25 protein-coding genes are annotated in these 25,189 nt (G+C 71.1%); 12 read left to right on the top strand and 13 right to left on the bottom strand.

Going from position 1 to position 25,189, the window contains the following annotated elements; all coding sequences use genetic code 11:
* The first annotated feature begins 517 nt into the window (after window positions 1-517).
* From ABD999_RS40540 to ABD999_RS40550, 3 genes are all read left to right on the top strand, one after another.
* Window positions 518-1,348 carry a helix-turn-helix domain-containing protein gene (locus ABD999_RS40540; protein WP_271278189.1) on the top strand — a complete coding sequence of 277 codons (831 nt, stop codon included), beginning with the start codon at window positions 518-520 and terminating at the stop codon, window positions 1,346-1,348.
* Complete coding sequence (locus tag ABD999_RS40545) at window positions 1,333-1,551, top strand: DUF397 domain-containing protein (protein WP_271278188.1); 219 nt, start codon at window positions 1,333-1,335, stop codon at window positions 1,549-1,551. The genes ABD999_RS40540 and ABD999_RS40545 overlap by 16 nt, the downstream gene beginning before the upstream one ends.
* A 113-nt stretch (window positions 1,552-1,664) precedes the next feature.
* Window positions 1,665-1,904 (top strand): DUF397 domain-containing protein, encoded by a 240-nt coding sequence (locus tag ABD999_RS40550; protein WP_271278187.1) that lies wholly within the window; start codon window positions 1,665-1,667, stop codon window positions 1,902-1,904.
* A gap of 5 nt (window positions 1,905-1,909) precedes the next feature.
* On the opposite strand, the gene rsmA is transcribed toward ABD999_RS40550, so the two are convergent.
* Complete coding sequence (gene rsmA / locus ABD999_RS40555; RefSeq protein WP_271278191.1) at window positions 1,910-2,749, bottom strand: 16S rRNA (adenine(1518)-N(6)/adenine(1519)-N(6))-dimethyltransferase RsmA; 840 nt, start codon at window positions 2,747-2,749, stop codon at window positions 1,910-1,912.
* A gap of 91 nt (window positions 2,750-2,840) precedes the next feature.
* Between rsmA and ABD999_RS40560 the strand changes: the two genes are divergently transcribed.
* A complete protein-coding gene (locus ABD999_RS40560; protein WP_271278186.1) occupies window positions 2,841-4,811 on the top strand; it encodes a serine/threonine-protein kinase in 1,971 nt (656 codons plus the stop codon).
* Window positions 4,808-5,998, top strand: a complete 1,191-nt coding sequence (locus ABD999_RS40565) for a hypothetical protein (RefSeq protein WP_271278185.1) — start codon at window positions 4,808-4,810, stop codon at window positions 5,996-5,998. The genes ABD999_RS40560 and ABD999_RS40565 overlap by 4 nt, the downstream gene beginning before the upstream one ends.
* Here the strand turns inward: ABD999_RS40565 and ABD999_RS40570 are convergent.
* From ABD999_RS40570 to ABD999_RS40585, 4 genes are all read right to left on the bottom strand, one after another.
* The gene (locus ABD999_RS40570) at window positions 5,995-6,903 is read right to left on the bottom strand and encodes a resuscitation-promoting factor (protein WP_271278184.1); all 909 of its coding nucleotides are present in this window, start codon (window positions 6,901-6,903) and stop codon (window positions 5,995-5,997) included. The two genes, ABD999_RS40565 and ABD999_RS40570, sit on opposite strands and share 4 nt — an antisense overlap.
* A gap of 82 nt (window positions 6,904-6,985) precedes the next feature.
* The gene (locus ABD999_RS40575) at window positions 6,986-7,840 is read right to left on the bottom strand and encodes a TatD family hydrolase (protein ID WP_271278183.1); all 855 of its coding nucleotides are present in this window, start codon (window positions 7,838-7,840) and stop codon (window positions 6,986-6,988) included.
* A gap of 4 nt (window positions 7,841-7,844) precedes the next feature.
* Entirely contained in the window at window positions 7,845-9,626 is a 1,782-nt protein-coding gene (gene metG, locus ABD999_RS40580; protein ID WP_219549439.1) for a methionine--tRNA ligase, read from the bottom strand.
* Window positions 9,627-9,670: 44 nt separating this feature from the next.
* The gene (locus ABD999_RS40585) at window positions 9,671-10,906 is read right to left on the bottom strand and encodes a glycosyltransferase family 2 protein (RefSeq protein ID WP_219549437.1); all 1,236 of its coding nucleotides are present in this window, start codon (window positions 10,904-10,906) and stop codon (window positions 9,671-9,673) included.
* A gap of 187 nt (window positions 10,907-11,093) precedes the next feature.
* Here ABD999_RS40585 and ABD999_RS40590 point away from each other — a divergent pair, with 187 nt between their 5' ends.
* A complete protein-coding gene (locus tag ABD999_RS40590) occupies window positions 11,094-12,590 on the top strand; it encodes a hypothetical protein (RefSeq protein ID WP_271278182.1) in 1,497 nt (498 codons plus the stop codon).
* Here ABD999_RS40590 and ABD999_RS40595 read toward each other — a convergent pair.
* Together ABD999_RS40595 and rsmI are read right to left on the bottom strand one after the other, a co-directional pair.
* Window positions 12,484-14,028, bottom strand: a complete 1,545-nt coding sequence (locus tag ABD999_RS40595; RefSeq protein ID WP_271278181.1) for a dolichyl-phosphate-mannose--protein mannosyltransferase — start codon at window positions 14,026-14,028, stop codon at window positions 12,484-12,486. The genes ABD999_RS40590 and ABD999_RS40595 overlap by 107 nt on opposite strands.
* Window positions 14,029-14,080: 52 nt before the next feature.
* Window positions 14,081-14,929, bottom strand: a complete 849-nt coding sequence (gene rsmI / locus ABD999_RS40600; RefSeq protein WP_271278180.1) for a 16S rRNA (cytidine(1402)-2'-O)-methyltransferase — start codon at window positions 14,927-14,929, stop codon at window positions 14,081-14,083.
* A gap of 85 nt (window positions 14,930-15,014) precedes the next feature.
* Here rsmI and ABD999_RS40605 point away from each other — a divergent pair, with 85 nt between their 5' ends.
* From ABD999_RS40605 to ABD999_RS40615, 3 genes are all read left to right on the top strand, one after another.
* Window positions 15,015-16,649 carry a dolichyl-phosphate-mannose--protein mannosyltransferase gene (locus ABD999_RS40605; protein WP_271278179.1) on the top strand — a complete coding sequence of 545 codons (1,635 nt, stop codon included), beginning with the start codon at window positions 15,015-15,017 and terminating at the stop codon, window positions 16,647-16,649.
* Between the two features lie 113 nt (window positions 16,650-16,762).
* Window positions 16,763-17,944, top strand: coding sequence for a hypothetical protein (locus ABD999_RS40610; protein ID WP_271278178.1), 1,182 nt, complete (start codon window positions 16,763-16,765; stop codon window positions 17,942-17,944).
* A gap of 246 nt (window positions 17,945-18,190) precedes the next feature.
* Window positions 18,191-18,997, top strand: a complete 807-nt coding sequence (locus ABD999_RS40615; RefSeq protein ID WP_271275717.1) for an NAD(P)H-binding protein — start codon at window positions 18,191-18,193, stop codon at window positions 18,995-18,997.
* Between the two features lie 28 nt (window positions 18,998-19,025).
* On the opposite strand, the gene ABD999_RS40620 is transcribed toward ABD999_RS40615, so the two are convergent.
* Window positions 19,026-19,475, bottom strand: a complete 450-nt coding sequence (locus ABD999_RS40620; RefSeq protein ID WP_271275718.1) for a MerR family transcriptional regulator — start codon at window positions 19,473-19,475, stop codon at window positions 19,026-19,028.
* Window positions 19,476-19,521: 46 nt separating this feature from the next.
* Here ABD999_RS40620 and ABD999_RS40625 point away from each other — a divergent pair, with 46 nt between their 5' ends.
* Complete coding sequence (locus ABD999_RS40625; RefSeq protein ID WP_271275719.1) at window positions 19,522-20,124, top strand: class I SAM-dependent methyltransferase; 603 nt, start codon at window positions 19,522-19,524, stop codon at window positions 20,122-20,124.
* A gap of 157 nt (window positions 20,125-20,281) precedes the next feature.
* Here ABD999_RS40625 and ABD999_RS40630 read toward each other — a convergent pair whose 3' ends face one another.
* Both ABD999_RS40630 and ABD999_RS40635 read right to left on the bottom strand, forming a co-directional pair.
* A complete protein-coding gene (locus tag ABD999_RS40630; RefSeq protein ID WP_271275720.1) occupies window positions 20,282-21,295 on the bottom strand; it encodes a hypothetical protein in 1,014 nt (337 codons plus the stop codon).
* 48 nt (window positions 21,296-21,343) lie between these two features.
* Window positions 21,344-21,823: a DoxX family protein gene (locus ABD999_RS40635; RefSeq protein WP_148029074.1), complete on the bottom strand. Its 480-nt coding sequence runs from the start codon at window positions 21,821-21,823 to the stop codon at window positions 21,344-21,346.
* A gap of 79 nt (window positions 21,824-21,902) precedes the next feature.
* Between ABD999_RS40635 and ABD999_RS40640 the strand changes: the two genes are divergently transcribed.
* On the top strand, window positions 21,903-22,352 hold the full coding sequence (locus ABD999_RS40640; protein ID WP_271275721.1) for an NUDIX domain-containing protein: 450 nt from the start codon (window positions 21,903-21,905) through the stop codon (window positions 22,350-22,352).
* Between the two features lie 6 nt (window positions 22,353-22,358).
* On the opposite strand, the gene ABD999_RS40645 is transcribed toward ABD999_RS40640, so the two are convergent.
* Window positions 22,359-23,195, bottom strand: coding sequence for a hypothetical protein (locus ABD999_RS40645; RefSeq protein WP_271275722.1), 837 nt, complete (start codon window positions 23,193-23,195; stop codon window positions 22,359-22,361).
* A 188-nt stretch (window positions 23,196-23,383) separates the two neighbouring features.
* On the opposite strand from ABD999_RS40645, the gene ABD999_RS40650 reads away from it, so the two are divergent.
* On the top strand, window positions 23,384-23,527 hold the full coding sequence (locus tag ABD999_RS40650) for a hypothetical protein (protein ID WP_271275723.1): 144 nt from the start codon (window positions 23,384-23,386) through the stop codon (window positions 23,525-23,527).
* A gap of 63 nt (window positions 23,528-23,590) precedes the next feature.
* On the opposite strand, the gene ABD999_RS40655 is transcribed toward ABD999_RS40650, so the two are convergent.
* Complete coding sequence (locus tag ABD999_RS40655; RefSeq protein WP_271275724.1) at window positions 23,591-24,166, bottom strand: dienelactone hydrolase family protein; 576 nt, start codon at window positions 24,164-24,166, stop codon at window positions 23,591-23,593.
* Window positions 24,167-24,219: 53 nt separating this feature from the next.
* Window positions 24,220-25,167, bottom strand: a complete 948-nt coding sequence (locus ABD999_RS40660; RefSeq protein WP_271275725.1) for a helix-turn-helix domain-containing protein — start codon at window positions 25,165-25,167, stop codon at window positions 24,220-24,222.
* Window positions 25,168-25,189: the final 22 nt, after the last annotated feature.

The following is a 25,189-nucleotide window of genomic DNA, read 5'->3' on the forward strand; positions in this document are numbered from 1 at the left end:
CACGAGCAAGATCAAGAGATTACGTGGCCATCGACCAGGATTTCCGATGTCCGTCTACCGGGACCCTTCTGGCCATCTACCTGGAGTCACCTGTCCGCCGACCTGGAGTTTTAGATGGCCGCATACAATGAGCTGAAGGTCGGCCAGGGCCTGGTGGTCACCCATCCACCCCCGAAGCTCTCTACGCGCCAGCGCGGCAACCAGCTCACGCTTGCCGACTTCGCTGAGCAGCCACACTTTGATACCTGCGCACGGGTGCTCCGGCACTGTCACTCGCATAATCACCTCGGGGGCCGGGCGTACGACCTCGATTTCGGTCTGCACGCGCTTTTCCTCACCTCTACAAAGATCGTTCGCGCATGTGCGGTGAATCGTCGCGCGCTCTTGAATCACTGGCCAGAGTGCCAGCCAGACGCTACGTTGAGCAGCGAAAGCACCCGACATTCACCACACGAAACGACCCCACATTCCGTGTGTGGCGCTATATGTATCCACGCCAGGTCCCAGGAGTCGACAGATGCCCCCAAAAGAGCTGGACCCTGACGCCGGCCAAGCAGCGAGATTCGGGTACGAGCTGCGTAAAGAACGAGAAGCCAAGGGGATGACACAGGCACAAGTGGGACATCGGCTGGGCTTCGCCCCTACCACTATCGGCGCATTCGAGCTCGGCACACGTCGTCCTCACCTGAAGCTCGCGCAGGCGTGCGAGGAACTGTTCAGGCTGGAACCCGGCGAACTCGTCAGATGGCTGCCGGAGGAGCCCTCGAAAGCCGCGCCGAAGTGGTTCGGCCCTTGGAAGCTCAGGGAACGCTCGGCCAGGGCCATCTACACCTGGGAGCCGGTCATCGTGACCGGCCTGCTCCAGACCCGCGAGTACGCCGAGATCATCCTTCGGGCCAGACCAGGGAAGAGTCCCAGCCAGGTGCAGGAAGAAGTGGCGGCGCGGATGGAGCGCCAGGCCATCCTCACCCGCGACGATCCCGTGCTGCTATGGGCTTTTATGGACGAATCCATTCTTCATCGTCCGATCGGGTGCGAGGCCATCACCAGAAGGCAACTTGAACATCTCGTCGAGATGTCCGAACGGCCCAACATCACGATCCAGATCCTCCCGTACAGCGCCATGAGCGCCATCGGGATAGGCGGCGCTTTCGCTCTCGCTCAGGTCCCGGACGAGCCGGATGCGGCCTACATCGAGGGCTCTCTCCACGGACAGATCCGAGACACCGGCGACGACGTGGACATTCTCAAGCGGAGAACGGACCACATCAGGTCAGAGGTGCATTCTCAGCGCAATTCCATCGAAATGATTAAGAAAAGGTTGGAGGAAGAATGGACCTGGAGCTGAAACAAGAGCTCACCGACGCCGAATGGATCACGGCATCGAGCGACAACGGCGGCAACTGCCTTGAGGTGGCATTCCTCAGCGGGGACCGCGTCGGAATCCGCGACACGGAGCGGCCGGACCTGGAGCCATGGGTGGTCCGCGGCCCCGTCTGGGAAACCTTCAGCGAGGGCGTGAAGCGAGGCGTCTTCGACCGCTCCCCCTGATCAGATACCCCACGAGGGCCTGGCCCGTCGTCAGGCCCTCCCCCATTTCCAACGACACAGACATGTGTGTCACCGAAGGCTTCGGACACCACAACCGACCTAGGATCGCAGGCATGACCTCCACCGGTGTTGACCGCCTCCTGCGGATTGGCCTGCCCGTGGGTGTGTGGACCAAAGCCCGGGCGTCCGGCGACAACGGCGGGAGCTGTGTCGAGGTGATGCGGCGACCCGATGACACCGTCCTGCTCCGGGACACCAAGGACCAGGGCAAGGGACCCGTGCTGGCCTTCGGGCCGGACGAGTGGCGGGCTTTCCTGGACGGGGTGTCCAAGGGGGAGTTCGACCTCCCCTGAGCCGATCAGGGCTTGTGTTCCGCGATGCGGGCGAACGCGTGGATGTCCAGTTGCTCGCCCCGTACCGAGGGGTCCACCCCCGCCGCCCGCAGCGCCTGCTCCGCCCCCGCCGGGCTGCCCGCCCAGCCCGCGAGAGCGGCGCGGAGGGTCTTGCGGCGCTGGGCGAAGGCGGCGTCGATCACCGCGAACACCTCCTCGCGCGTGGCCGTCGTCGGCGGCGGGTCGCGGCGCACCAGGGAGACCAGGCCGGAGTCGACGTTCGGCACCGGCCAGAAGACCGTGCGGCCGACGGGGCCGGCTCTGCGTACGTCGGCGTACCAGGCGGCCTTGACCGACGGGATCCCGTACACCTTGGAGCCGGGCGCGGCGGCGAGCCGGTCGGCGACCTCGGCCTGGACCATGACGAGGCCTCTCTGCAGCGAGGGCAGCACCTCCAGCAGGTGGAGCACCACCGGCACCGCCACGTTGTAGGGCAGGTTGGCCACCAGCGCCGTGGGGGTGTGGCCGGACAGGTCGTCAGGCGTGACCTTCATGGCGTCGGCCTGGATCACCGTGAGCTTGTCGGCGAGGCCCCGCTCGGCGACCGTCTTCGGCAACTGCGCCGCCAGCACCGGGTCGATCTCGACGGCCACCACGTGACGGGTCTCCGGCAGCAACGCCAGCGTGAGGGAACCGAGGCCGGGGCCCACCTCGATGACCACATCGTCCGAGGTCACCCCCGCCACGCGGACGATGCGCCGGACGGTGCCGGCGTCGATCACGAAGTTCTGGCCTAGCTTTTTTGTGGGTCGCAGATCTAGCTTGTTCGCCAAAATACGTATTTCTGCTGGGCCCAGGAGCCTCATCATCCAATAAGTGTCGCGCATCGAAGAACCTGCGATGGCGCACGGGGGCCGGGTGAGGGGAGGATGGGTGGAACAGGAAGGGACATCCCTCATGGAGCCAACGGGCGCCGCCCCGCTTCGCCCGACGGACTTACGGGAGATCGGGCCGTACCGCCTGCTCGGGCGGCTGGGTGAAGGCGGCATGGGGACTGTCTTCCTCGCCCGCGCGCCGACGGGGCGGTTCGTCGCGGTCAAGGTGGTGAAGGCCGAGTTCGCCAACCAGGAGGGGTTCGCGGCCCGCTTCCACGCCGAGGTGGAGAACGCCCGGCGGGTGGCGTCGTTCTGCACGGCGCAGGTGCTCGACAACGGCAACACCGGCGACGGCCGGCCCTACATGGTCACCGAGTACATCGCCGGCACGCCCATGTCCGACCAGATCTCCACCTACGGGGCCCTGGATCCCGGGCCGCTGCACGGCGTGGCGCTGGGGGTGGCGGCGGCGCTGGCGGCGATCCACGTGGCCGGGCTGGTCCACCGCGACCTCAAGCCGGCCAACGTGATCCTCTCGCTGTCGGGGCCGCGGGTGATCGACTTCGGCATCGCCAGGGCGCTCGACAGGGAGACGGGGTTCACCATGTCCGGGGAGCTGCTGGGCAGCCCCGGGTGGTGGGCTCCCGAGCAGGTACGGGGACACATCGTCACTCCGGCGGCCGACATCTTCGCGTGGGGCTGCCTGGTGGCCTACGCGGGCAACGGGCGGCACCCGTTCGGCCGGGGCGACCCCATCACGCTCGCCACCCGCGTGCTGCACAGCCAGCCTGACCTGGGTGCGCTGCCCGCGCCGCTCAACGAGTTGGTGCGGCGGGCCACGGCGATGGAGCCGGAGCAGCGGCCCACGGCTCAGGAGCTGCTCATCGCGCTGGTCGGCGGGAGCGCGCCCGCACCGGCGGCGACGGTGAACCCGCCGACCCTGGTGGCGACCGACCTGATGGCGGAGTGGGAGCCGCCCAGGAACGTGGTCGACGAACCGGACATCACCGCGACCTTCACGACGCCCCCGCCCAGTGACACCATGGTGGATCGGGACCCTTCGGGGAAGCGGCCCGCGGGACTCATCCCGTCCCGCGGCCAGGAGGGTCCCCCTTCGCAGGACTCCTCACCGCCGGCGGCCCTTCAGAGCGGCTCCTTACCCGGCGGGGCCGCCGTTCCGGGTGGAGCGCTCTTACCCACCGGCGCGGGCGAGCGCCCTCCGACGCCGGCAGAGCACCGCGCTCCCCCACGCGACGAGGCGCATGCGCCCGCCCGCGAGCAGACCACGCAGCGCAGCCCTGCGCCGTCTCAAGGGGCAGGCGCCCCAGGCGATCCGTACGCGACCACGACGGACGCCCCTCCCGAACAGCAGGACCATACGGGCGAGCCGGTTTCCGTGACCGAGCTGGGCAGGCGGGAGGAGCTGGCCGCGCGGGAGGAGCTGGCCCGCTGGCAGCCCGCCGCACTCCCCCAGCAGGGCTCGACGACGATCCCGCCGCCCGGCGGCGAACCGACCGACCCCGGCTACCAGCGTCCGCGCAGCACCCGGTGGCTGATCGCCGCCGCGGCCGCGCTGCTGGCGATCACCGTCACCGGGGCCGTGCTCATCGTCACGTCGGGCCGCGACACCCCGGCCGGCACCACCGCGACCGGCTCCCCCGCCGCCGCCACCGCGCGGCCGAACGACGTCGGGCGGCGGTTCGCGCTCGGCCCGGCGTTCGACGACCCGATGGTGATCGTGCCGGAGGCGCCGCGGTGCGGGCTGCGGGAGTACGAGGGCAGGACGCAGACCCAGGGCCAGCTGTGCGTGGTGCGCTGGGTGATGCTGAACCCGGGCGGCCGGCTGTGGGAGATCGGCGATCCCGTGGTGACCCTGCGCGACGACCGGGGCGGCCGCCACGACCCGATCGACGACGGTGCGGCGCCGGCGGCCATCGCGCCGGGCGACCGGATCGACGGGGTGCTCGTGTTCGACCTGCCGCCGTACCGCAAGCCGGTGGAGCTGTCGGCGACGATGCTGAAGGACGGCGAGCAGATCGAGGTCAAACTGTGAAGATCCGCGCGATTCTGCTGGCGGTGCTGCTGGGCGTGTCAGGGCAGGGCGTCACGTACGCGGCGGGCACGGCCTGCGCCGGGGTGAGCGACTTCGACGGCGACGGGGTGGACGACGTCGCCGTGGGCGACCCCTTCGCCGAGGGCCAGAAGGGCGCGGTGCACGTGCTCTCCGGCGACACCTCCATCCCGGTGACCGTGCAGGGGCTGGCGGAGGGTGACGCGTTCGGCTGGTCGGTGCGGCTGGCGAAGGTGAACGCCGACGAGTGCGCCGACCTGGTCGTGGGCGCCCCGTACACGGATGTGGACGGCAACGCCGACGCGGGCACCGCGTACGTGATCTACGGCGGCGGCGCGCTCGAGCCGCGGCGGCTGGTGGCGGCGGAGCCGCAGCGCGGCGCCCGGCTGGGCTGGTCGCTGGCGGCGCGCGGCGACCTCGTGGTGATCGGCGCGCCGTACGAGGACGACGGCGACCTGGCGGACGCCGGGGCGATCTACGCGCTCAAGGGCGGCGGCGCGTTGCGGCGGGTCACGCAGGCGACGGTCGAGGTGCGGGGCAACAGCGAGGTGGGTGACCAGTTCGGCTACTCGCTGGCCATGGGGCCCGGCAACGGCGTGGTGGTCGGCGTGCCGTACGAGAACGACGACGGTCAGGGCCAGCAGGTGGATTCCGGCAAGGTGGACTCGGGTTCCGTGGTGGTCATCCAGGACGTGCTGGCGGAGAAGATCGTCAGCACCAAGCTGGACTCGCCCACGGACAAGGCGGGCGACAAGTACGGGTACGCGGTGGCCTGGGTCGACGGCGCGGGGCCGGCCGTGGGCGCCCCGGGAGCCGGGTACGTGCAGCTCTACGACGAGAAGCTGGCCCCGAAGGCCCGGGTGCGGCAGGAGGGGAAGGAGGCGTTCGGGTTCTCGCTGGCCGCCTCGGCCGACGGCAGGCTGGCCATCGGCGCCCCGTACGGCGGCGGCGTCCGGGTGGTCACGGCCGCGGACGGCAGGGACGACAGGCGGCTGCCGCCCGCGGACGGGCTGTTCGGCTGGTCGCTGGCGTTCAGCGGCAACAAGCTGTTCGTCGGGCAGCCGGACGCGGCCCCGTACGGGAAGGTCACCGTCGCGGCGCGCAACTCCGACGAACTGCGGGCCGTGCAGCCGCCGAAGGGCGCCGACTTCGGGGTCTCGCTCGGCTAGCCGAACAGGTGGGCTCCGCAGTTCGGCCATTGCTCCTGCCACCGGCCGGCGACCCGCTGGTAGAGGAGCTGCGCCCGGTACGTCTGCTCCTCGGGTGGCCAGGCGTGCGGCATGCCGGTGCCGCCGACGAGCTGCCACATCGGCAGGCTGAACTGGTAGAGCCCGTAGTAGGGGCCGCTGGGGTTGTAGGCGGTGGGGTCGCCGCCGGACTCGCACATGGCCAGCGCGTCCCAGTCGAGCCGCATGACCTCGTCCCCGACGGGCTCGGTGCGGGGCGGCAGCACGGTGATGACCGAGCCTTCGCCGGGGAAGGCGCGCAGCGGCGGCCGGATCAGCGAGCCGGGCTCGTACGAGATCCCGGCGCGTTTGAGCACCTGCCTGACGGTCCTGCCGGTGGTGGTCACGTCGCGGCGGGTGCCGTTGGCGACGATGTGCACGGTCCGCCGGGTGTAGATGATCAGCGCCATGCCCGACAGCGGCACCGGCTCGTACCTGGGCGCAGACAGCCTCCCCCGCAGCGCGGCCATGTCCAGCTCGGCGAGCGCGTCGCGCACGGTGGTGGCGGTGACCAGGCGGCGGCTGGTGCGGCCGTCGACGGTCAGCGTGATGGGCCTGGCGTGGCGGACCTCGACGCGCACCCCGTCGGCCAGCGGCGCCCGCGCGCCGGGCCGTACCAGGTCGCCGTCGCCGAAGGGCACGTCATGGTCGGCGAGCAGCTCGTGGACGGAGTCGGCGAAGCTGCGCACCTCTTGCCGCCGGCCGTCGACGATCAGCACCACGTCCTTGGCCATGCCGCCGAGGACCGCGATGGCGCCGGTGGCGAGCAGGCCCGCCAGGCACGCCAGGGGCGTCCACGGCGAGCGCCACGGGATCCGGGGGCGCGGGGCACGTCTCTTTCCTCGCACGGGGGACCTCCGGTACGTCTCCTGAGGCGCCCGACAGTAGTGGCGGCCGCCACGCCGCCATCACCGCTTCACCGGAACATGGTCACCACTCGCCGAAAACGGTGACTCCGTTGTCGCTGATGGCCTCGCACAACCGGTCAGGATGGACGTTCTTGACCTCGGCGAGGCAGCGCAGCGTGATCGGGACGAGGTAGGGGGCGTTGGGCTTGCCGCGGTGTGGCACCGGCGGCAGGTAGGGGGCGTCGGTCTCGACCAGCATCAGCTCGGCGGGCGCCACCCGGGCGGCCTCCCGCAGCGCGTCGTTCTTCTTGTACGTGACAGGCCCGGAAAATGACATGAAATATCCGGCGTCGGTGCATTTCTTGGCCATATCGGCGTCGCCGGAGAAGCTGTGGAACACCACCACCGGCGGCGCCCCTTCGGCCGCCAGCACCTTCAGCACGTCGTCGTGCGCCTCACGGTCATGGATGACCAGCGCCTTCCCCGTACGCTTGGCGATCTCGATGTGCGCGCGGAAACTGGCGTGCTGGTCGTCCCTGGACGCCCAGTCGCGGAAGTAGTCGAGCCCGGTCTCGCCGACGGCGCGCACCTCCGGCCGTCCCGCCAGCTCCTCGATCTCGGCCAGCACCTCGGGGGTGGCCGCGTGCGACTCGTTGGGATGGACCGCCACGCCGGCGTGGACGTCGGCGTGGGCGGCCGCCACCTCGGCGTTCCACCGCGAGGACGGCAGGTCGTAGCCGATCGTCACCAGCCGGGTGACGCCCACCGCGCGGGCGTCGTCGAGGATGCCGCGCACGGTGGCCGAGGCCGCCTGCGCGGCCTGGGCCACCGGGTCGCCCGAGGACGCCTGCCGGTCGCCCACCATGATGTCGAGATGGCAGTGGCTGTCGAACACCGGCGCGGACAGCGGCTCCGGCGGGGCGGGCGGCTTGGTCACGGGATCAGCCTTCCAGCCTGGCCAGCTCTTCGTCGACGACCTTCGGGTCGAGCTTCTTGAACAGCGGCACGGGCGGCGCCAGCGGGATGCCCGGCTTGATCGGCCGGTGCTCCCAGCGGGCCGCGCCGTCGTACTCGCCCGTGATCACGGGGTAGGCGGCGCCGCCGTCTTCGTCGACCTCGCGGATCTCCGGCATGCCGGACCAGACGCCCTCGCCGCCGAGCATCGCGTGGACCTTGTTGGACGAGCCGGGCAGGAACGGCGTCAGCATCGTCTTGGCGTCGTCGACCACCTGGAGGGCGACGTGCAGGATGGACTTCTGCCGCTCCGGGTCGCCCTTGAGCTTCCACGGCTCCTGCTCGGCGAGATAGCGGTTGGCGTCGCGGACCACGTCGAGCGCCTCGGTGATGGCGTTCTTGAACCGGGAGCGGGCCAGCTCTGCGCCGACCGGGCCGAAGGTGTTGCGCGAGCGCTCCAGCAGCGCCCGGTCGGCGTCGGTCAGGTCGCCGGCCTCCGGGATCACGCCGAAGTTCTTGGCCGCCATGGAGATCGACCGGTTGACGAGGTTGCCCCAGGCGGCGACCAGCTCGCCGTTGTTGCGGTTGACGAACTCCTGCCAGGTGAAGTCGGTGTCCTGGTTTTCAGGGCCGGCGACGGCGATGTAGTAGCGCAGCGCGTCGGCGTCGTAGCGGGCCAGGAAGTCGCGCACGTAGATGACGACCTGCCGGGAGGAGGAGAACTTCTTGCCCTCCATGGTCAGGAACTCGCTGGAGACCACCTCGGAGGGCACGTCGAGCGCGCCGAGCGAGCCCGGCGTGCCGCCCTTGTCGCCCTGCCCGCTGTAGCCGAACAGCATCGCCGGCCAGATCTCGGCGTGGAAGACGATGTTGTCCTTGCCCATGAAGTAGTAGCCCCGGGCGTCGGGATTCTGCCACCACTGGCGCCAGGCCTCGGGGTCGCCGGAGCGCCTGGCCCACTCGATGGACGCCGACAGGTAGCCGATCACCGCGTCGAACCACACGTACAGCCGCTTGTTGGGCTGGTCGCGCCAGCCGTCGAGCGGGATCGGCACGCCCCAGTCGAGGTCGCGGCTGATCGCCCGGGGCTGCAGGTCGCCGAGCAGGTTGAGGGCGAACTTGAGCACGTTGGGCCGCCACTCGCCCTGCTTGGAGCGCAGGTAGGTGCCGAGCACCTCGGCGAAGGCGGGCAGGTCGAGCATGAAGTGCTCGGTCTCGGTGAAGACCGGCGTCTCGCCGTTGATGCGGCTCACCGGGTTGATCAGCTGGATCGGGTCGAGCTGGTTGCCGCAGTTGTCGCACTGGTCGCCGCGCGCGCCGTCGTAGCCGCAGAGGGGGCAGGTGCCCTCGATGTAGCGGTCGGGGAGCGTGCGCCCGGTCGACGGGGAGATGGCGCCCATCGTGGTCTTGGGGAAGATGTAGCCGTTGGCGTGGAGACCCTTGAAGATCTCCTGCGTGACGGCGTAGTGGTTGCGCGTGGTCGTGCGCGTGAACAGGTCGTAGGACAGCCCCAGCCCGGTGAGGTCCTCGGCGATCACCCGGTTGTAACGGTCGGCCAGCTCCCTGGCCGTGACGCCTTCCTTGTCGGCCTGCACCTGGATAGGAGTGCCGTGCTCGTCGGTGCCGGAGACCATCAGCACCTTGTTGCCCGCCATCCGCTGGTAGCGGCTGAAGATGTCGGAAGGCACGCCGAACCCGGAGACGTGCCCGATGTGGCGGGGGCCGTTAGCGTACGGCCACGCGACGGCGGTCAGAATGTGCTGGGACATGGTCCAAGCCTACGGGCCGCCGCCGCGCGTCTCGAACCGAACCGCTACACCTGAGGCGTGGCCGCGGCGCTCTCCTCGCGCGAGAGGGCCTCGGCCGCCTCCTCGGCGGCGCGGGCCGCCACGTCGACGGAGGACTCGCGGGTGCGGCGGATGCCGAGGATGCTGACGAACAGCGACGCGAAGATCGTCTGGAAGCTCATGATGAGGGCGGTGGCCGCCGGGACCACGATGCGCAGCGACTCGCGCGGGTCGAGCGCGCCCCAGCTGCGCACCTGCCAGTGGACCAGCGACATGACCAGGCCGACGAGACCCGCCAGCGCGAGCAGGCCGCCCACGACCAGGCCGCGCTCCAGCGTCACCATGCTGATCAGCTTGCGCACCCGCCGCGACTCGGGCAGGAACCCCTCCTCGGCCGCGTACACCTTGGTGAACAGCGCGAACAGCGCCGACTGGAAGCCGATCACCATCGCGGCCGACGCGCCGACGAGCGTGTCGACGTCGAACGCCAGCTGACCGATCTTGACCGGCCCGAACGTCAGCGCGGTGCCGGCCACCAGGCCGATCATCATCAGCGCGATGCCGGGATAGAAGAACAGCCACTTGGGGCTGTAGAGGAGAAGGAAGCGCAGGTGGCGCCAGCCGTCGCGCCAGGAGCGAAGGTGGGGCGGGCGGGAGCGGCCGTCGGGCGAGAGCGTGGTGGGCACCTCGCGCACGTCGTAGCCGGCCAGGGTGGAGCGCACGACCATCTCGCTGGCGAACTCCATGCCACCGGTCTGGAGACCCAGGTTGAGGATGGAGTCGCGGCGGAAGCCGCGCAGCCCGCAGTGGAAGTCGGCGATCTTCGACGGGAAGAACAGCCGCCCGACGAACGACAGCACCGGGTTGCCGAGGTAACGGTGGAGCGGGGGCATGGCGCCCGGCGCGATGCCGCCCTTGAACCGGTTGCCCATCACCAGGTCGGCGCCGTCGCGCAACTGCTCCACGAACGGCATCAGGGAGCCGAAGTCGTAGGAGTCGTCGGCGTCGCCCATGATCACGTACTTGCCGCGCGCGGCCCGGATGCCGCCCATGAGCGCGTTGCCGTAGCCCTTCGCGTCAACGTGGACCACACGCGCGCCGGCGTCGCGAGCGAGCTGCTGCGAGCCGTCGGTGCTGCCGTTGTCGGCGATCAGCACCTCGCCCTCGATGCCGTGCTCTTCCATGCACGCAAGAGCCTTGCGCACGCAGACTTCCACGGTCTCGGCCTCGTTGAGGCAGGGCATGACCACCGTCAGTTCCACGTCTCAACCCTTCAGTTACGGCTCTTCACAGCCCACCATCATGCCGTGTGCCCGGCAATGGTCGCGGCATGTCATCCAAACGACTGGCATTCTTTACAGCATGGTGAGCGTCGCGGAGGGCACTTCTGTGGACCACTCCGCCCCTGGCCGGATGGCGCGCGTGCTCTCGTTTCCGCGCCGTCATCGGGTGTTCGCAGCAGCTTTCGCCGCGGGTGCGCTGCTGCGGGTCTTCACCATGCTCGGCTACGGGCCCGCCATGTGGTTCAACGATTCGTACGAGTATGTGTCGGTAGCTCTGCACCCGAGGCCGCACCCGATCCGGCCCGACGGCTACGGGTTCTGGCTGATCCTGCTCAAGCCTTTTCACAGCTTCGCCCTGGTGACCTTTACCCAGCACCTGATGGGGCTGGCCACGGCGGTGCTGATCTACGCGCTGCTGCGCCGGAAGTTCGCGCTGCCCAAGTGGGGGGCGACGCTGGCCGCCGCGCCGGTGCTGTTCGACGCCTACCAGATCCAGCTCGAGCAGCTGATCATGTCGGACACGCAGTTCACGCTGCTGGTGGTGGCGGTGATCACGCTGGTGCTGTGGCACCGGCGGATGTCGTGGCGGATGGGCGCCGTGGTCGGCCTGCTGCTGGCGATGACCTGGCTGACCCGCTCGATCGGCCTGCCGATCCTCGTGCTCGTGCTGGCCTACCTGCTCGTCAAGCGCACCGGGTGGAAGCCGATCGTGGCGGTCCTGACCACCTGCGCCATCCCGGTGGCGGCCTACATGGGCTGGTTCGCGTCCGCGTACGGCAAGTTCGCGATGACCAACAGCGACGGGCTCATCCTCTACATGCGCACGGCGATCTTCGCCGACTGCGAGAAGATGAGCATCGACCCCTACAAGGAGGTCGAGCTGGTCCTGCTGTGCATCAACGACCCGGTCAGCGAGCGCAAGGACTACGCGCAGTGGTATCTGTGGGGTCAGGGCAGCGGCGACGGCGAGGGCACCGGCGAGGTGCTCCACCGCTGGGGCAGCGTGAAGTTCACCGACATCACCAACGAGGCGGCCAGCGCGTTCGCGATGCGCGCGATCACCTCCCAGCCGGGCGACTACCTGCAGGTGGTGCTCCGCGACTTCCTGCGCAGCTTCCACTGGGCCCGGCCGCGCTTCCCCGACGCGGCGACCTACAACATGTACGAGTTCAAGCCGTACTACGAGCTCGACAGCACCGGAAACCCGAAGCGGCTGCCCAACTGGCCGTCCTACCAGGGCCGCACCGACACCGACGCGTTCGCCTACGAGCAGGGGCCGCCGGAGACGCGGATCGTCTCGCCCTGGGCGGAGATCATGAGCGGCTACCAGAAGGTGTTCTACCTGCGGGGCATCGTGCTGGGCGGCATCATGCTGATCGGCCTCTACGGCATCGCGGTGCGCTGGCGCAAGCTGGGCGGGCCGGTGGTCCTGCCCTGGCTGGGCGCGTTCGGGCTGCTGCTCGCGCCGGCCGCGACGGCCGAGTTCGACTACCGGTACGTGCTGCCCGCCGTGCCGCTGGCGTGCATCGCGGCGGCCATCACGCTGCGCCACGGCGTCACTTGGGTGCGGGGGTCACCCAGGAGGTCATCAGCATCCGGTCCCACCACTCCGCCCGGGTCAGGGTCTCAGCCGACAACACCGGGTGAAGCCACCAGAAGTTGATCAGCACGATCAGCGCGAAGGCCCCCACGACCGCCGCCCCTGCGGCCCTCCGCGGCGGCGGCGCGTCGGCCCTGCCGAGCAGGAGTCCGGCCATGAGCGTGACGGCCAGCACCATGAACGGCACCAGGGGGATCATGTAGAACAGGTACATGGTCCGGTTCTGCGCGATCGCGTAGTAGAACCAGGGCAGCCAGCCCGCCGCGTAGGTCAGCAGCACCGCCCCGGCCCGCCAGTCACGCCCGGTGACATACCAGGCGACGCAGCCCAGCAGGGCGAGCACGGCCCCGTACCAGAGGGCGGGGGTGCCGACCCCGATCACGGCCTGCGAGCAGGCGTCGCCCCCGCACGCGGAGGGCGGCAGGCCGGTCGGGTAGTGGAACGACACGGGCCTGAAGAGCACCGGCCAGGTCCACGGCTCCGACATGTAGGGATGGTGGAGGTCCAGCCCGCTGTGGTAGCCGAGCACCTGGAAGTGATACTTCAGCCACGACCGGGCCGAGTCGACGACGAAGAAGAGCGGCCCGGACGAGGTGGCCTGGTCCCAGCCGCGCCCCCAGCCGGCGTCGGTGACGAACCAGCCGGTCCACGACAGCGCGTACGCGAGCGCGGGCACGGCGGCGAACGCGGCCGCCGCCGGCGGCAGGTCGTGCGAGAACGCCCCCCGGTACGGTTCGCGCAGCCCGATGGCGCGCCTGGCCCCCATGTCCCACACGAAGGCGAGGACCGCGAACGCGGTCAGGAAGAAGACCCCCGACCACTTGACCGCGCACGCCGCGCCCAGGCAGAGGCCGGCGGCGATCCGCCACGGCCGGAGCCCGAGCCGCGGCCCGGTGGTGGAGACCGCGGCGCTCTCCCACCAGTCGACCAGCCGCTCGCGGGCCTTGTCCCGGTCGACGACCAGGCAGGCGAAGCCGGCCAGGACCCAGAACATGAGGAAGATGTCGAGCAGCGCCGTCCGCGACAGCACGAAGTGCAGCCCGTCGAGCGCCAGCAGTAACCCCGCGAAGCAGCCCAGCAGCGTCGAGCGGGTCATCCGCCGGGCCACCCGGGCGAGCATGAGGATCGACAGCGTGCCGACCAGAGCGGCGGCGAAGCGCCAGCCGAACGGGTTCATCCCGAACAGCCACTCGCCCGCGCCGATCATCCACTTGCCGAGCGGCGGGTGCGCCACGTACGAGGCGCACTGGTCGTAGTCGGCGCACCGGCGGAAGATGTCGAGATCGCCGGCGATGAGGCGCTTGTCCGCGATGGGGTTGTCGGAGTCGCCGAGCATGGCCCGCTCCGCCCCGTACCGGAGCAGGGCGTACGCGTCCTTGGCGTAGTACGTCTCGTCGAACACCACCGCGTGCGGCCGGCCGAGCCCGGTGAAGCGCAGGACGCCGCCGAAGATCGCGACGAGGACGGGCCCCACCCACCCCCAGAGCGCGCTTCCCCTCATCGGCGGGACAAGGCGGTGCCGCGAAACCCCCCAGTTCCTCACCATGGGCACACTATGGGGTGACGGAACGCCTGTGAACCGCGTCGTAGAGCTCGCGCTTGGGCACGCCCGCCGCCTTGGCCACGTCGGCGACGGCCGTCTTGCGCTGCTCCCCCGCCGCCACCCGCCGGTCTACCTCGGCCACCAGCGCGGGCAGGTCGGCCTCCTCGTCCGCGGCGGTGTGGCCGGCGACCACGACCGTGATCTCGCCCTTGACGCCCGCCTCCGCCCACGCGGCCAGCTCGCCCAGCCCGCCGCGGCGCACCTCCTCGTACGTCTTGGTCAGCTCCCGGCAGACGGCCGCGGGGCGGTCGGCGCCGAACGCGCCGGCCATCGCCTCCAGCGAGGCGGCCAGCCGGTGCGGCGCCTCGAAGAACACCATCGTGCGCTCCTCGCGCGCCAGCGCCTCCAGGCGGCGGGCCCGGTCGCCGGGCTTGCGCGGCGGGAAGCCCTCGAAGCAGAACCGGTCGCTGGGCAGCCCCGAGACGGCCAGCGCGGTGGTGACTGCGCTCGGGCCCGGCAGCGCGGTGACCGTGACGCCCGCCTCGACGGCCAGGCGGGTCAGCCGGTAGCCGGGGTCGGAGACGCCCGGCATGCCCGCGTCGGTGATGACCACGACCGTGCGGCCCTCCAGGAGCGCCTCCAGCAGCTCTTCGGCGCGGGCGGCCTCGTTGGCGTCGTAGTAGGACACCACCCGGCCGGCGATCTCCACGCCCAGCTCGACGGTCAGCCTGCGCAGCCTTCTGGTGTCCTCGGCGGCCACCACGTCGGCGCCCGCCAGCGCCTCGCGCAGCCGCGGCGACACGTCGCCCGCCTGCCCTATCGGCGCCCCCGCCAGCACGAGCCTGCCCTCACCAGTCATCCGGCCATTGTGGCAGCCTCGGGGGCGGCCCGAATTGAGCCGTGTTTCTTGGGAAGCACCGGCTTGAGACCCGTACGATGTCCGAATGGCGGTGACCGATTTCCCGTACCAGACCTCCGGCGGCCCGGAGTCTGACGAGAGCAGTCCCCGCGCGCTTTCCGTGCGTGACCGGGTGATTCCGGCGATGCGCGGCAGCGTGCTGTGGGGCTGGATCGGCCCGCTGCTCGTCATGATCTTCGGAGGCATCCTCCGCTTCATCGGCCTGGGGCATCCGCACGAGGTGGTCTTCGACGAGACCTACTACGCCAAGGACGGCTTCTCGCTGATCAACTGGGGCGTCGAGCGCACCACGGTCAAGGACGCCGACAAGGCGATCCTGGCGGGCGACACCGACATCTTCCAGAAGTGCGCCGACGGCAGCCTCGACCCGTGCGCCTCCTACGTCGTCCACCCGCCGCTCGGCAAGTGGATGATCGGCGCGGGCGAGTGGCTGTTCGGGATGAACCCGTTCGGCTGGCGCTTCGCCGCCGCCGTGATCGGCACGCTGTCGATCCTCGTCCTCGCCAGGGTGGCCCGGCGGATGACGCGCTCGACGCTGCTCGGCTGCTTCGCCGGCCTGCTGCTGGCGCTCGACGGCCTGCACTTCGTGCTGTCGCGCACGGCGCTGCTCGACATCTTCCTCATGTTCTGGGTCCTGGCCGCCTTCGCCTGCCTGGTCGTCGACCGCGACAGGACGCGCGAGCGGCTGGTCGACTGGTACGAGACCTCGCCGCTGTCGCCGCAGGGCCCCTGGCTGGGGGCGCGGCCGTGGCGGATGGCGGCCGGCGTGTGCCTGGGCCTGGCGATGTCGGTCAAGTGGTCCGGGCTGTTCTTCGCGGTCGCCTTCGCCGCCATGTCGGTGATGTGGGACTTCGGCGCGCGCCGCGCCGTCGGGCTCCGCAACCCGTACGGCGGCGCGCTGTCCAAGGACGTGCCCAACGCGCTGGTGGGCTTCGCCGCCGTGCCGTTCGTGTCCTACATGGTGACCTGGGCCGGCTGGTTCTCGACCGCGACCGGCTACGGGCGCAATTGGGACCAGGCCACCTCGTCGGGCAACCCGTTCTTCTTCATCCTCGACTCGGCCCGCTCCTGGATCCAGTACCAGTGGCAGGTCTTCACCTTCCACGAGGGCCTGGAGACGTCCCACCCCTACATGTCCGAGCCGTGGACGTGGCCGCTGCTGCTGCGCCCGGTGGCTTTCCACTACGAGGGCGAGAAGACGGGCTGCGGGGCCTCCTCCTGTTCGGAAGCGGTGCTGGGGGTCGGCACGCCGGTGATCTGGTTCGGCGCGCTGGCCGCGCTGGTGGCGCTGATCGCGTGGTACGTCGCCACCCGCGACTGGCGGGCCGGGGCGGTGCTGCTCGCCTACGCGATGGGCTGGCTGCCGTGGTTCTACTTCGCGTTCTCGAGCAACCGGACGATGTTCCTGTTCTACGCGATCCCCATGGTGCCGTTCATGATCCTGGCGATCACGCTCTGTGCCGGATGGCTGATAGGCCCGGCCACGAGACTGGCCGACGGCAGCATCCCGGCCAGGCGGACGTACGGTGCGGCGGCGGTCGGCGGGTTCGCCTTGCTCGCATTGATCAACTTCTGGTGGTTGCATCCTGTACTGTCGGCCGAGCTGATCCCCTACGCGGAGTGGAAGGTCAGGATGCTCTTCGACAAACGATGGATCTAGTTCAGTCACCGTCCATTACATAGTGATTTCATAGGGTTGTCGCTGTGCTAGACCCAATACGCACGGGATTCGGTCATCGTCAGGGCTGGGGTCCATACGGCAAACTTCGAGGCATGAGTGCACCGGACGTCGCCGCGCTGCTGGCGGAGTTGGAGCGGTCCCACCCGGACCTCGCCGACGAGGCCAGGACCGCGGTGGAGTGGCTGACCGGCGGCGAGCCGCTGGAGACGGTGACGCAGCTCGATGTCTGCGAGTTCCTCTGGTACACCCTGCCTCTCAAGGTGGGGGGTGACCACGAGCGGCTGGCGCGTTCGCTCGGGCGGCTGCTGCAGCTCGGCGGCCTCGAACGGTACGCGGCGCTGTGCACCTCGCAGACCACGACGCGGATCCTGCGCGCGTACGCCCGCGACGGCGAGGACGCCGGCACCCGCGCCTACCACGAGGCGCTGGAGGAGACGGGCGTGCTCCCGCCGGACGTGCCGGAGCTGCAGTGGAGCATGATCATGGGGCCGGAGGAGCTGGGTGCCCACGTGGCCTGCTCGGCGGCCCTGGAGCTCTCGATCCTGGCCGGCGAGAGCGTCGACCGGGTGGCCCTGACCCGCCGCTGGCTCACCGAGCCGCGCGCCGACCTGGGCGGCGACAGCTGGCTCCACCGGGTGCAGGGCGAGCGGCTCAACCGCTGGGTGCTGGGCCGCGGCCCGGCCAGGCGGAAGCTGGCCCAGCCGTTCGAGGTGCGGCTGCACGCGCCGGTGACCCCGCAGCCGCTCCCGGCGCTGCACCGGCTGCTGTCGCTGGCCGCGTCCGAGGGCACCCTCCCGCTCCGGCTGGCCCCGTCACCCGAGGCGCTCAGGCTGCGCGAGCTGGCCGAGCACGAGCTGGGCGCGCTGAGCCGCGAAGGCACCCGCCTGACCGTGACCGGCTTCGGACGGCAGTTGCTCTCCGCGCCGGAGCTGATGTGGGACGCGGTGACCAAGCTGCTGCTGGCCGGGGGCGACGAGTTCGAGCTGTCGGCCAGGGAGGCCGCGCTCATGCTGCTGGCCGACGGCGAGCTCCTGTCCCCCGCCCAGCTCCGCGAGCAGGTGGCGGAGGTGGTCGGCGGCGAGGGCTGGCACCCCGCGTCGGGACCGGACGACGTCGCGGCCGCGCTGGCCCGCCTCGTCGACCAGCTGGCGGCGCTCGACCTCGCCTTCGCCGACCCCCTGGCGGTGCGGCTCACCCGCGGCGGCCAGTTCGCCGCCCTGGCAGCGCTACGCGCCCACGCGCTACGCCCCAGAAAGTACGTCAACGCCACCTGACCCCAGCTTCCCCCACGCCGCCGGCACCCGCCGGCGGCGCGCTCCACAAGTCGCGCCGCCGAAACCCACCGACGGCACCTGCTTGGAGGCCCGCTCCGCGAGTCGCGCCGCCGAAGCCCACCGTCCGCGCCTGCCTGGAGGCCCGCTCCGCGGCATGTGTACCGACGGCGCGCTTCGCGGACTTCGGAAGGGTGTCTCCTGTCTTTGGCGGTCGCGTGGCGGCGGGTGGGCGTGTTGACTGGGGGCATGTCGACGATCCTGGTGCTGGGCGGCACCGGCAAGACGGGCCGGCGCGTCGCCGCTCGGCTCCGGGCGCGCGGTGCGGAGGTCCGCGCGGCCTCGCGTCGCGGTGAGACCCGCTTCGACTGGTACGACCACGACACGTGGGAACCGGCCCTGTCAGGCGTCTCGGCCGCCTACCTGGTCGACTCGCAGGGGCCTGACGCGGCGGGGCTGCTGGCCGCGTTCGCCGGGGCGGCGGTCGCGCGGGGGGTGCGGCGGCTGGTGCTGCTGTCGTCCCGTGACTGGCCCAAGCTCGGTGACGACCGCCTGCTGGCCTCCGAGCGGGCGGTCAAGGCGTCCGGCGGCGCGTGGACGATCCTGCGGCCGACTTGGTTCGCGCAGAACTTCAGCGAGGACCCGATGCTGCGCGACCCGGTCGACGCCGGGCTGGTCGAGCTGTCCGCCGGCCATGGGCTGGAGCCGTTCGTGCACGCCGACGACATCGCCGACGTGGCGGCCGAGGTGCTGCTGCGCGACGGCCATGCCGGGCGGACCTACGAGCTGTCAGGGCCCCGGCTGCTGTCGTTCGGCGACGCGATCGGCGAGATCGCCGCCGCGACCGGGCGGTCGATCACGTACGTGCCGGTCTCACCGGAGGAGCACGCGGCCCGGCTCGCCGCCCGCGGCTTCGACGCCGACCACATCGCGCTCGTGAACCGGCTGTTCGCGTCGATCGACGCGGGCACCAACGCCCACCTCTCCGACGGCGTGCGGCAGGTCCTCGGCCGCGAGCCACGCGACTTCACCGAGTACGTCGAATCCACCTGGTGATCCGAGCATCACAGCGCCGTCCCCCCGCCTAAGCGGTGGGCCGTGCGTCCGTGAGGGCGTGCTCCGCGGCGACCTGCTCCAGCGTGAGCCCTTCCAGCATCCGGTCCAGGATCCCCCGCAGGAAGTCACACTCCCGTACCGGATGCTCGGCGGGGCAGTCGATCGCGTGGCGCAGGAACTCCTGCGCCGTCCTGGCCCGCTCGATCAGCTCCTCCAGCGCCTCGATCCGCTCGCCGACGGTGGCCCGCCACTGCTCCCCCGGCGCCTCCAGCACCGCGCCGGCGGTGTCCAGCGGGATGCCCAGCCGCTGCGCGCTCTGCAGGAACACCAGCCGGCGCAGCTCGTCCCTGCCGTACACGCGCCGCCCCTGCCGGCGTCCCGCCGGCGGCACCAGTCCGCGTTCCTCGTAGTAGCGCAGCGCGGAGGCGTTCATGCCGAGCATCCGGGCCGCCTCACCGATCGGGATGAATTCGTCCATGTTCCCATTTGACTTCAAGTCAGCTTGAACCGCTTTGCTGGGGTGCATGGGAACCACGACATCCTGGGTCACCGGCCGCGAACACGACTCGTCCTTCGCCGCCCCCTCCGGCCTCATGGGCCGCCTGGCCGGCCGCGTCATGCTCTGGACCAACCGCCAGCGGGACCTGCTGCCGCTGCTCGACATCCGGCCGGGCGAGCATGTGCTGGAGGTCGGCTACGGCCCCGGCGCGCTGCTGCGGCTGCTGAGCCGTACGGGAGCCGGACGGGTGGCGGGCGTCGATCCGTCACCCGAGATGCGCGCGCTCGCCGTCCGCAAGGCGCCCGGGACCGAGCCGGGGCTGGGCACCGCCGACCGCACCCACCAGCAGGACGCCGCGTTCGACTGCGTCGTCTCGGTCAACAACGTGGCCATCTGGCCGGAACTGGAGCCGGGACTGCGCGAGCTGCACCGGGTGACGAAGCCGGGCGGCCGCCTGGTGATCGCCTGGCACGGCGGCGACGCCCCGTCGCGGCTCGCCCGGGGGTTGCGCCTGCCGGACAAGGTGCTGGCCACGCTGGAGTCGGCCCTGCGCGAGCGCTTCGACGACGTCACACGGCACGAACTGCCCAGCCTGACGGCTTTCGTCGCCAGGCGGGCTCCCGCGTAACCCTTCAGCGGCGGGCCGCGCCGGCACAAGGCCGTGACGCGGGTCGTGGGCGACCAGGACCGGCCTGGTCAGCGGGCGATGCCGAGGCTGCCAGCCCACCGAGCCAGAACAGCGGGACCCACCCATAATCGCGATCTTCTCGGCATGCCCCCAGAACCTACCGGCGCGGGACCGTCCCCGCCGGGCTTCTCAGCCGCGCCAGGCGCAGGACCGCCCACAGCAGCACCGCCAGAACGCCCACCAGCAGGTACTCGATGGCGGGGATGCGGACCACCTCGGTCACCTGGCCGATGCCGCGCACCGCGTACACCGCCACCACCGCCCCGGCGTAGCAGGCGGCCAGGATCCAGCGGGTCGCGGCGCCGAGGCCGAGGCCGTGCATCTGGGTGAGGACGAACACACCCAGGAAGCCGAAGAGGAACATCGGCCACGCCCCGTCGGGGCCGGTGTTCATGAAGGCCACCAGCGTGCCGTGCGCGGCGACCAGGAGCTCCAGGGTGAGGGTCCACCAGCGGTTGGTGTGCGCGCGGGTGAGGAAGAGGCTGCCCTGCAAGAGGATAAGGAACATGTAGAAGAACCCGATAAGGTGGCCGCTCGTCGTCTCCATCGGGTGATACCAGAACGTGTAGACGGCGGCCCAGCTGAACAGATAGCCGTGGTACCGGCGGGCGAAGGACGTGACCTCCGCCGAGATGGGCGCCGGGCGGCCGGCGAACAGGCCGCGGCGGCGGTTCTCCATGAGCAGCACCACGATCAGCAGGAGCACCACCGAGGCCTGCGAGCTGAAGATGGACACGTCCTGCGCCAGCCCGTCGTAGAACACCTGGGTCTGCGCCTGGTGCAGCAGGATGAACCCGAAGTTGACCGCCAGGGCCACGACGTTCACCCGGTGCAGGCCGCCGGTGTAGCGGCGGACCCGGGTCTGCGCGTAGTAGATCAGGCCCCAGAACGCGACCTGGTGGGCGGCGTAGCCGAGCCAGGCCGACAGCCGTGTCCAGACAGTGGGCTCGGGCAGCTTCCAGTAGTACCAGGACGCCCCCTGGTCGGGGAGTAACGCGATGCCGGCCAGCCGCTGCCCGGCCAGCCAGACGAGCCCGGTGAGCGCGGCGCTGGCGACGACGCCCCAGGCCAGCGCGGTGTTCGCGCCCGTCGTCCGTGCTCCCGCGGTCACAGTCCCAACGCCTCCGGCTCGAATCGGTGAACGCCCGCCTCGCGGGGCTCACACGCGCACATGATCTCCGGCACGCTCCACCGTACGCGTCCCGAGAGCGGCCCACAGCGCGACCGCGATGTACAGGGCCTGCTCGGGCACCCGCAGCCACAGCGGCGTGACGTCCTGCCCGGCCAGCGCCGCGTACACGTTGGCGGGCAGGAGCAGCACGAACATCACCGCCAGCCATAGCCCGGCGGCCCGCCGGGTGCGGCTCAGCACCAGTCCGGCCGCGCCGAGGATCTCCAGCACGCCGGTCGCGTACACCATGAAGGCGGGGAACGGCACGAACGGCGGCACCATCGCCACGAGGTCGGCGTGGGTCGTGGTGAAGCCGCTGCCCTCGGGGGCGAAGTGGGCGCTGCCCGTGATGACGAGGAACAGCGCGAGCCCGTGCGCCGCGCTGACCCGCCAGGTCGCGAACCGCCGCACCCCGAACGCGCCCAGCAGCCGGAACACCAGGGTGGCGATCACCAGAACGAGTGACATCTCGAATCCTTTCGATAGCAGCACTATCCAGTTGTTAGATAGTGACACTATCCAGTACGAGCCGTCAAGATGCCGTCCCATGACCACGACCGCCAACGGCCGCCCCGCCTTCGTCGTCAACGTCGAGGTCTTCCTGCGCCGCGACGGCCGCTGGCTGCTCATCAGGCGCGGCGACGGCGAGGCGCACGCCCCCGGCACGCTCGCCGGCGTGGGCGGCAAGGCCGAGCCGGACGGCGCCGGTCAGCGGGTGCTGGAGGAGACCGCCCGCCGCGAGGTCGCCGAGGAGATCGGCGTCGACCTGACCGGCGTTCCCCTCACCTACGCCTCCAGCGGGTTCTTCGTCACCGACGACGGCGACCCGGTGGTCAACGTGGTGTTCGCGGCCCCGATGCCGCCGCAGGCCGAACCGGTCGCGGCCGCGCCCGCCGAGGTGGCCGGGTTCGTCTGGCTGACGACGGCGGAGGCGGAGGCCGACCCCGCCTGCCCGCCCTGGGTGCTGAGCAGCCTGCGCGACGCCGCGACGGCCTGACGCCCCTCAGCCGGCCGGGCTGAGCAGCGCCCAGCTCCGCTCGTCGCCCCAGACCGACGCCGGATCCACGTACGGGCGCAGCAGCGCGACAAGCTCGGGGTCGCCGCGCCCGCCCAGCTCGTCCTCCGCGATCCGCCTGGCCACCCCGGCCAGGAAGTCGGCGACCTGCACCCGGGGCTCGTGGAAGGAGTCGGCCAGCCGCAGCCCGGCCAGGTCCACCACCCGCTTCAGGTGCGCGACGCGCTCCTCGGTCAGGCCGTTGTGCTCGTCGTGCAGGATCGACACCGGCCGCCGGTCGCGTCCCCAGTGCACGACCGCCCGCATGATGGCCGGGATGAGCGGGTCCAGCGCCGGCATCTCGCCCGGCCGTTCCAGGAAGTCCTCCAGCGGCTTCCTGGACCGGTCGAGCAAGCGCATGATCTCTCCCACCCGCCCGCCGGCCCCGGCGAGCTCCTCGACGGTGAGGAAGAACCGCTCGGCGGGGGCCCGCCGGCGCATCACGTCGTTGAACGACTCCAGGAACGCGGTGAACCGCTCCGGGCCGAGGCTGACCGGCCCCTCACGGTAGAGGTCCGCGGCGAGCGCCCCGTCCCCGCCGGCGCCTGTGTACGCCACGTCCCCGGCGATGAGGTCGGCGATCTTCCGTACCGCGAAGTAGGCCTTGTCGGCCAGGAACACCCGCGCCCGCCCATAGATGGGCCCCGAGGGGGCGAGCAGCCAGACCAGCACCGCCCGGTGCTTGCCTCGGAGCAGGTGGTTGGCCTTGTACTCGGTGGCGGGGGAACGGATGCGGGCGCGGGTCTCGCGGACGCACTCCGCGGCGGCCTCGGCGCCCAGAAGCACGGCGGCGTGCGCGAAGACGGCGGTGTTGCCGCCGACGAGCTTCTCCCCTTCCGAGCCGGACTCGTCGCAGGCGATCTCAAGAGGCCACAGCTCAGGAACCTACGCCTGCCCTCCGCCGATCGCCAGACGTTTTCGACCGGCCCCGCTGATCGTGCCCATTCTCGTACGGCTGCGGCAGCGAAGAGGACATGGTGGCGAGAGGCCTGGCCCGGCACCCCATCCTCGACGCCCGCCCGCCCGGCGCCCGCCGCGACGGCGAGCCGCGGGACTCCTGCGAGGATGACGACGAGATCGTGAGCGTGCCCCAGAGCCCTGTCGGTGGTCCTGGTTGATCCGCCCGGGGCGTACGCGGTCTCGCTCGAAGCGTCGGTGAACAACGGCGGCGGTTGCTACGACTAGATCCGGGCGAGGAAGCCCAGCACCCGCTCCATGAGCAGCCTGGCCGCCGGCTCGTCGTAGGAAGGCAGGCTGCTGTCGGCGAACAGGTGGTCCTTGCCTTCGTAGAGGAACAGCTCCGCGCCCGGAGCCGACTCCACGAGGGCGCGAGCCGCCTCCACATCGCCCTCGCCGGCGAAGAACGGATCGCCCTCCATGCCGTGGACCTGCACCGGCACGCCCTGCGGCCAGGACTCGCCGAACTCCGTGACCGGCACGCACGAGTGGAACAGCAGCGCGCCCCTCGCCCCCGCCCGCGTCTGGGCAAGCTGCTGCGCCGGCAGCACCCCGAGGGAGAACCCGGCGTAGACCAGCTCGCCCGGCAGCCATGCGGCGAAGGACCGCCCGCGCTCGATGATCGTCTGAAACCCGGTCTCCTGCGCGTAACCGCCGCCCTCGTCGAGCGACTCGAAGACGCGCCCCTCGTACAGGTCGGGCACGTGCACCGTGTGGCCCGCCCGCCTGAGCTCCTCCGCGAACTCCCGCACCCCGGACGTCAGCCCCTGGGCGTGATGGAACAACAGCACCTCGGCCATGTCTCTCCCTTCGCCGCGCTCAGCATGCCCCACGCCGCCGACAGTTTCCGGAGTCAGCCGGGCGCGCGGAAGGTCCGCCGGTAGGTGTCGGGCGAGACGCCGACGGCGCGGGTGAAGTGCCTGCGCAGGGTCGCCGCCGTGCCCATCCCGGTGCGGGCCGCGATCTGCTCCACGCCGGCGTCGGTGGTCTCCAGCAGCTCCTGTGCCCGGTGCACCCGCTGGGCGTGCAGCCAGTGCAGCGGGGTGACGCCGAGGGCGCGGTGGAAGTGGCGGGCGAGGTTGCGGGTGCTCATCCCGGCGCGGCGGGCCAGATCGCGTACGGTCAGCGGTTCGTGCAGGTGGGCCTGCGCCCACTGGAGGACGTCGGCGAGCCCGTACTGGCCGGCCTGGTCCGGCACCGGCGCGGTCACGTACTGCGCCTGCCCGCCGGCCCGGTGCGGCGGCACGACCAGGCGGCGGGCCAGCGCGTTCGCCACCGCCGCGCCGTGGTCCTTCCTGACGACGTGCAGGCACAGGTCGAGCCCCGCCCCCTTGCCCGCCGAGGTCAGGACGGTCCCTTCGTCGATGTAGAGGACGTCGGGATCGACCCGTACGCGGGGATAACGGGTGGCGAGCAGCGCGGCGTGCATCCAATGGGTGGTCGCCCGCCGCCCGTCCAGGATCCCGGCCTCGGCGAGCACGAACGCCCCGGTGCACAGTGACACGATCCGGGCCCCGCGCTCGTGGGCGGCCCGCACGGCGTCCACCGCGTCACCCGGCGGCGGCCCGATCTCCACGTCGCAGGAGGACACCACCACCGTGTCGGCGTCCACCACCGCGTCCAGGCTGTGCGGGGTGTCGACCCGCAGCCAGTCGCCCACCCGGCCCCGGCTCGGGCCGCACACGCGGAAGTCGTACCACGGGTCGGCCAGGTCGGACCGGTCGATCCCGAACACCTCGACGGCCGCGGCGGCCTCGAACAGCATGGCGCCGTCGTACAGGGCGAGCGCCACGGAGTGCATGTCCGGAATTGTACGCATACCG

It is taken from the genome of Nonomuraea ferruginea (assembly GCF_039540635.1).
GTDB classification, from domain to species: domain Bacteria; phylum Actinomycetota; class Actinomycetes; order Streptosporangiales; family Streptosporangiaceae; genus Nonomuraea; species Nonomuraea ferruginea.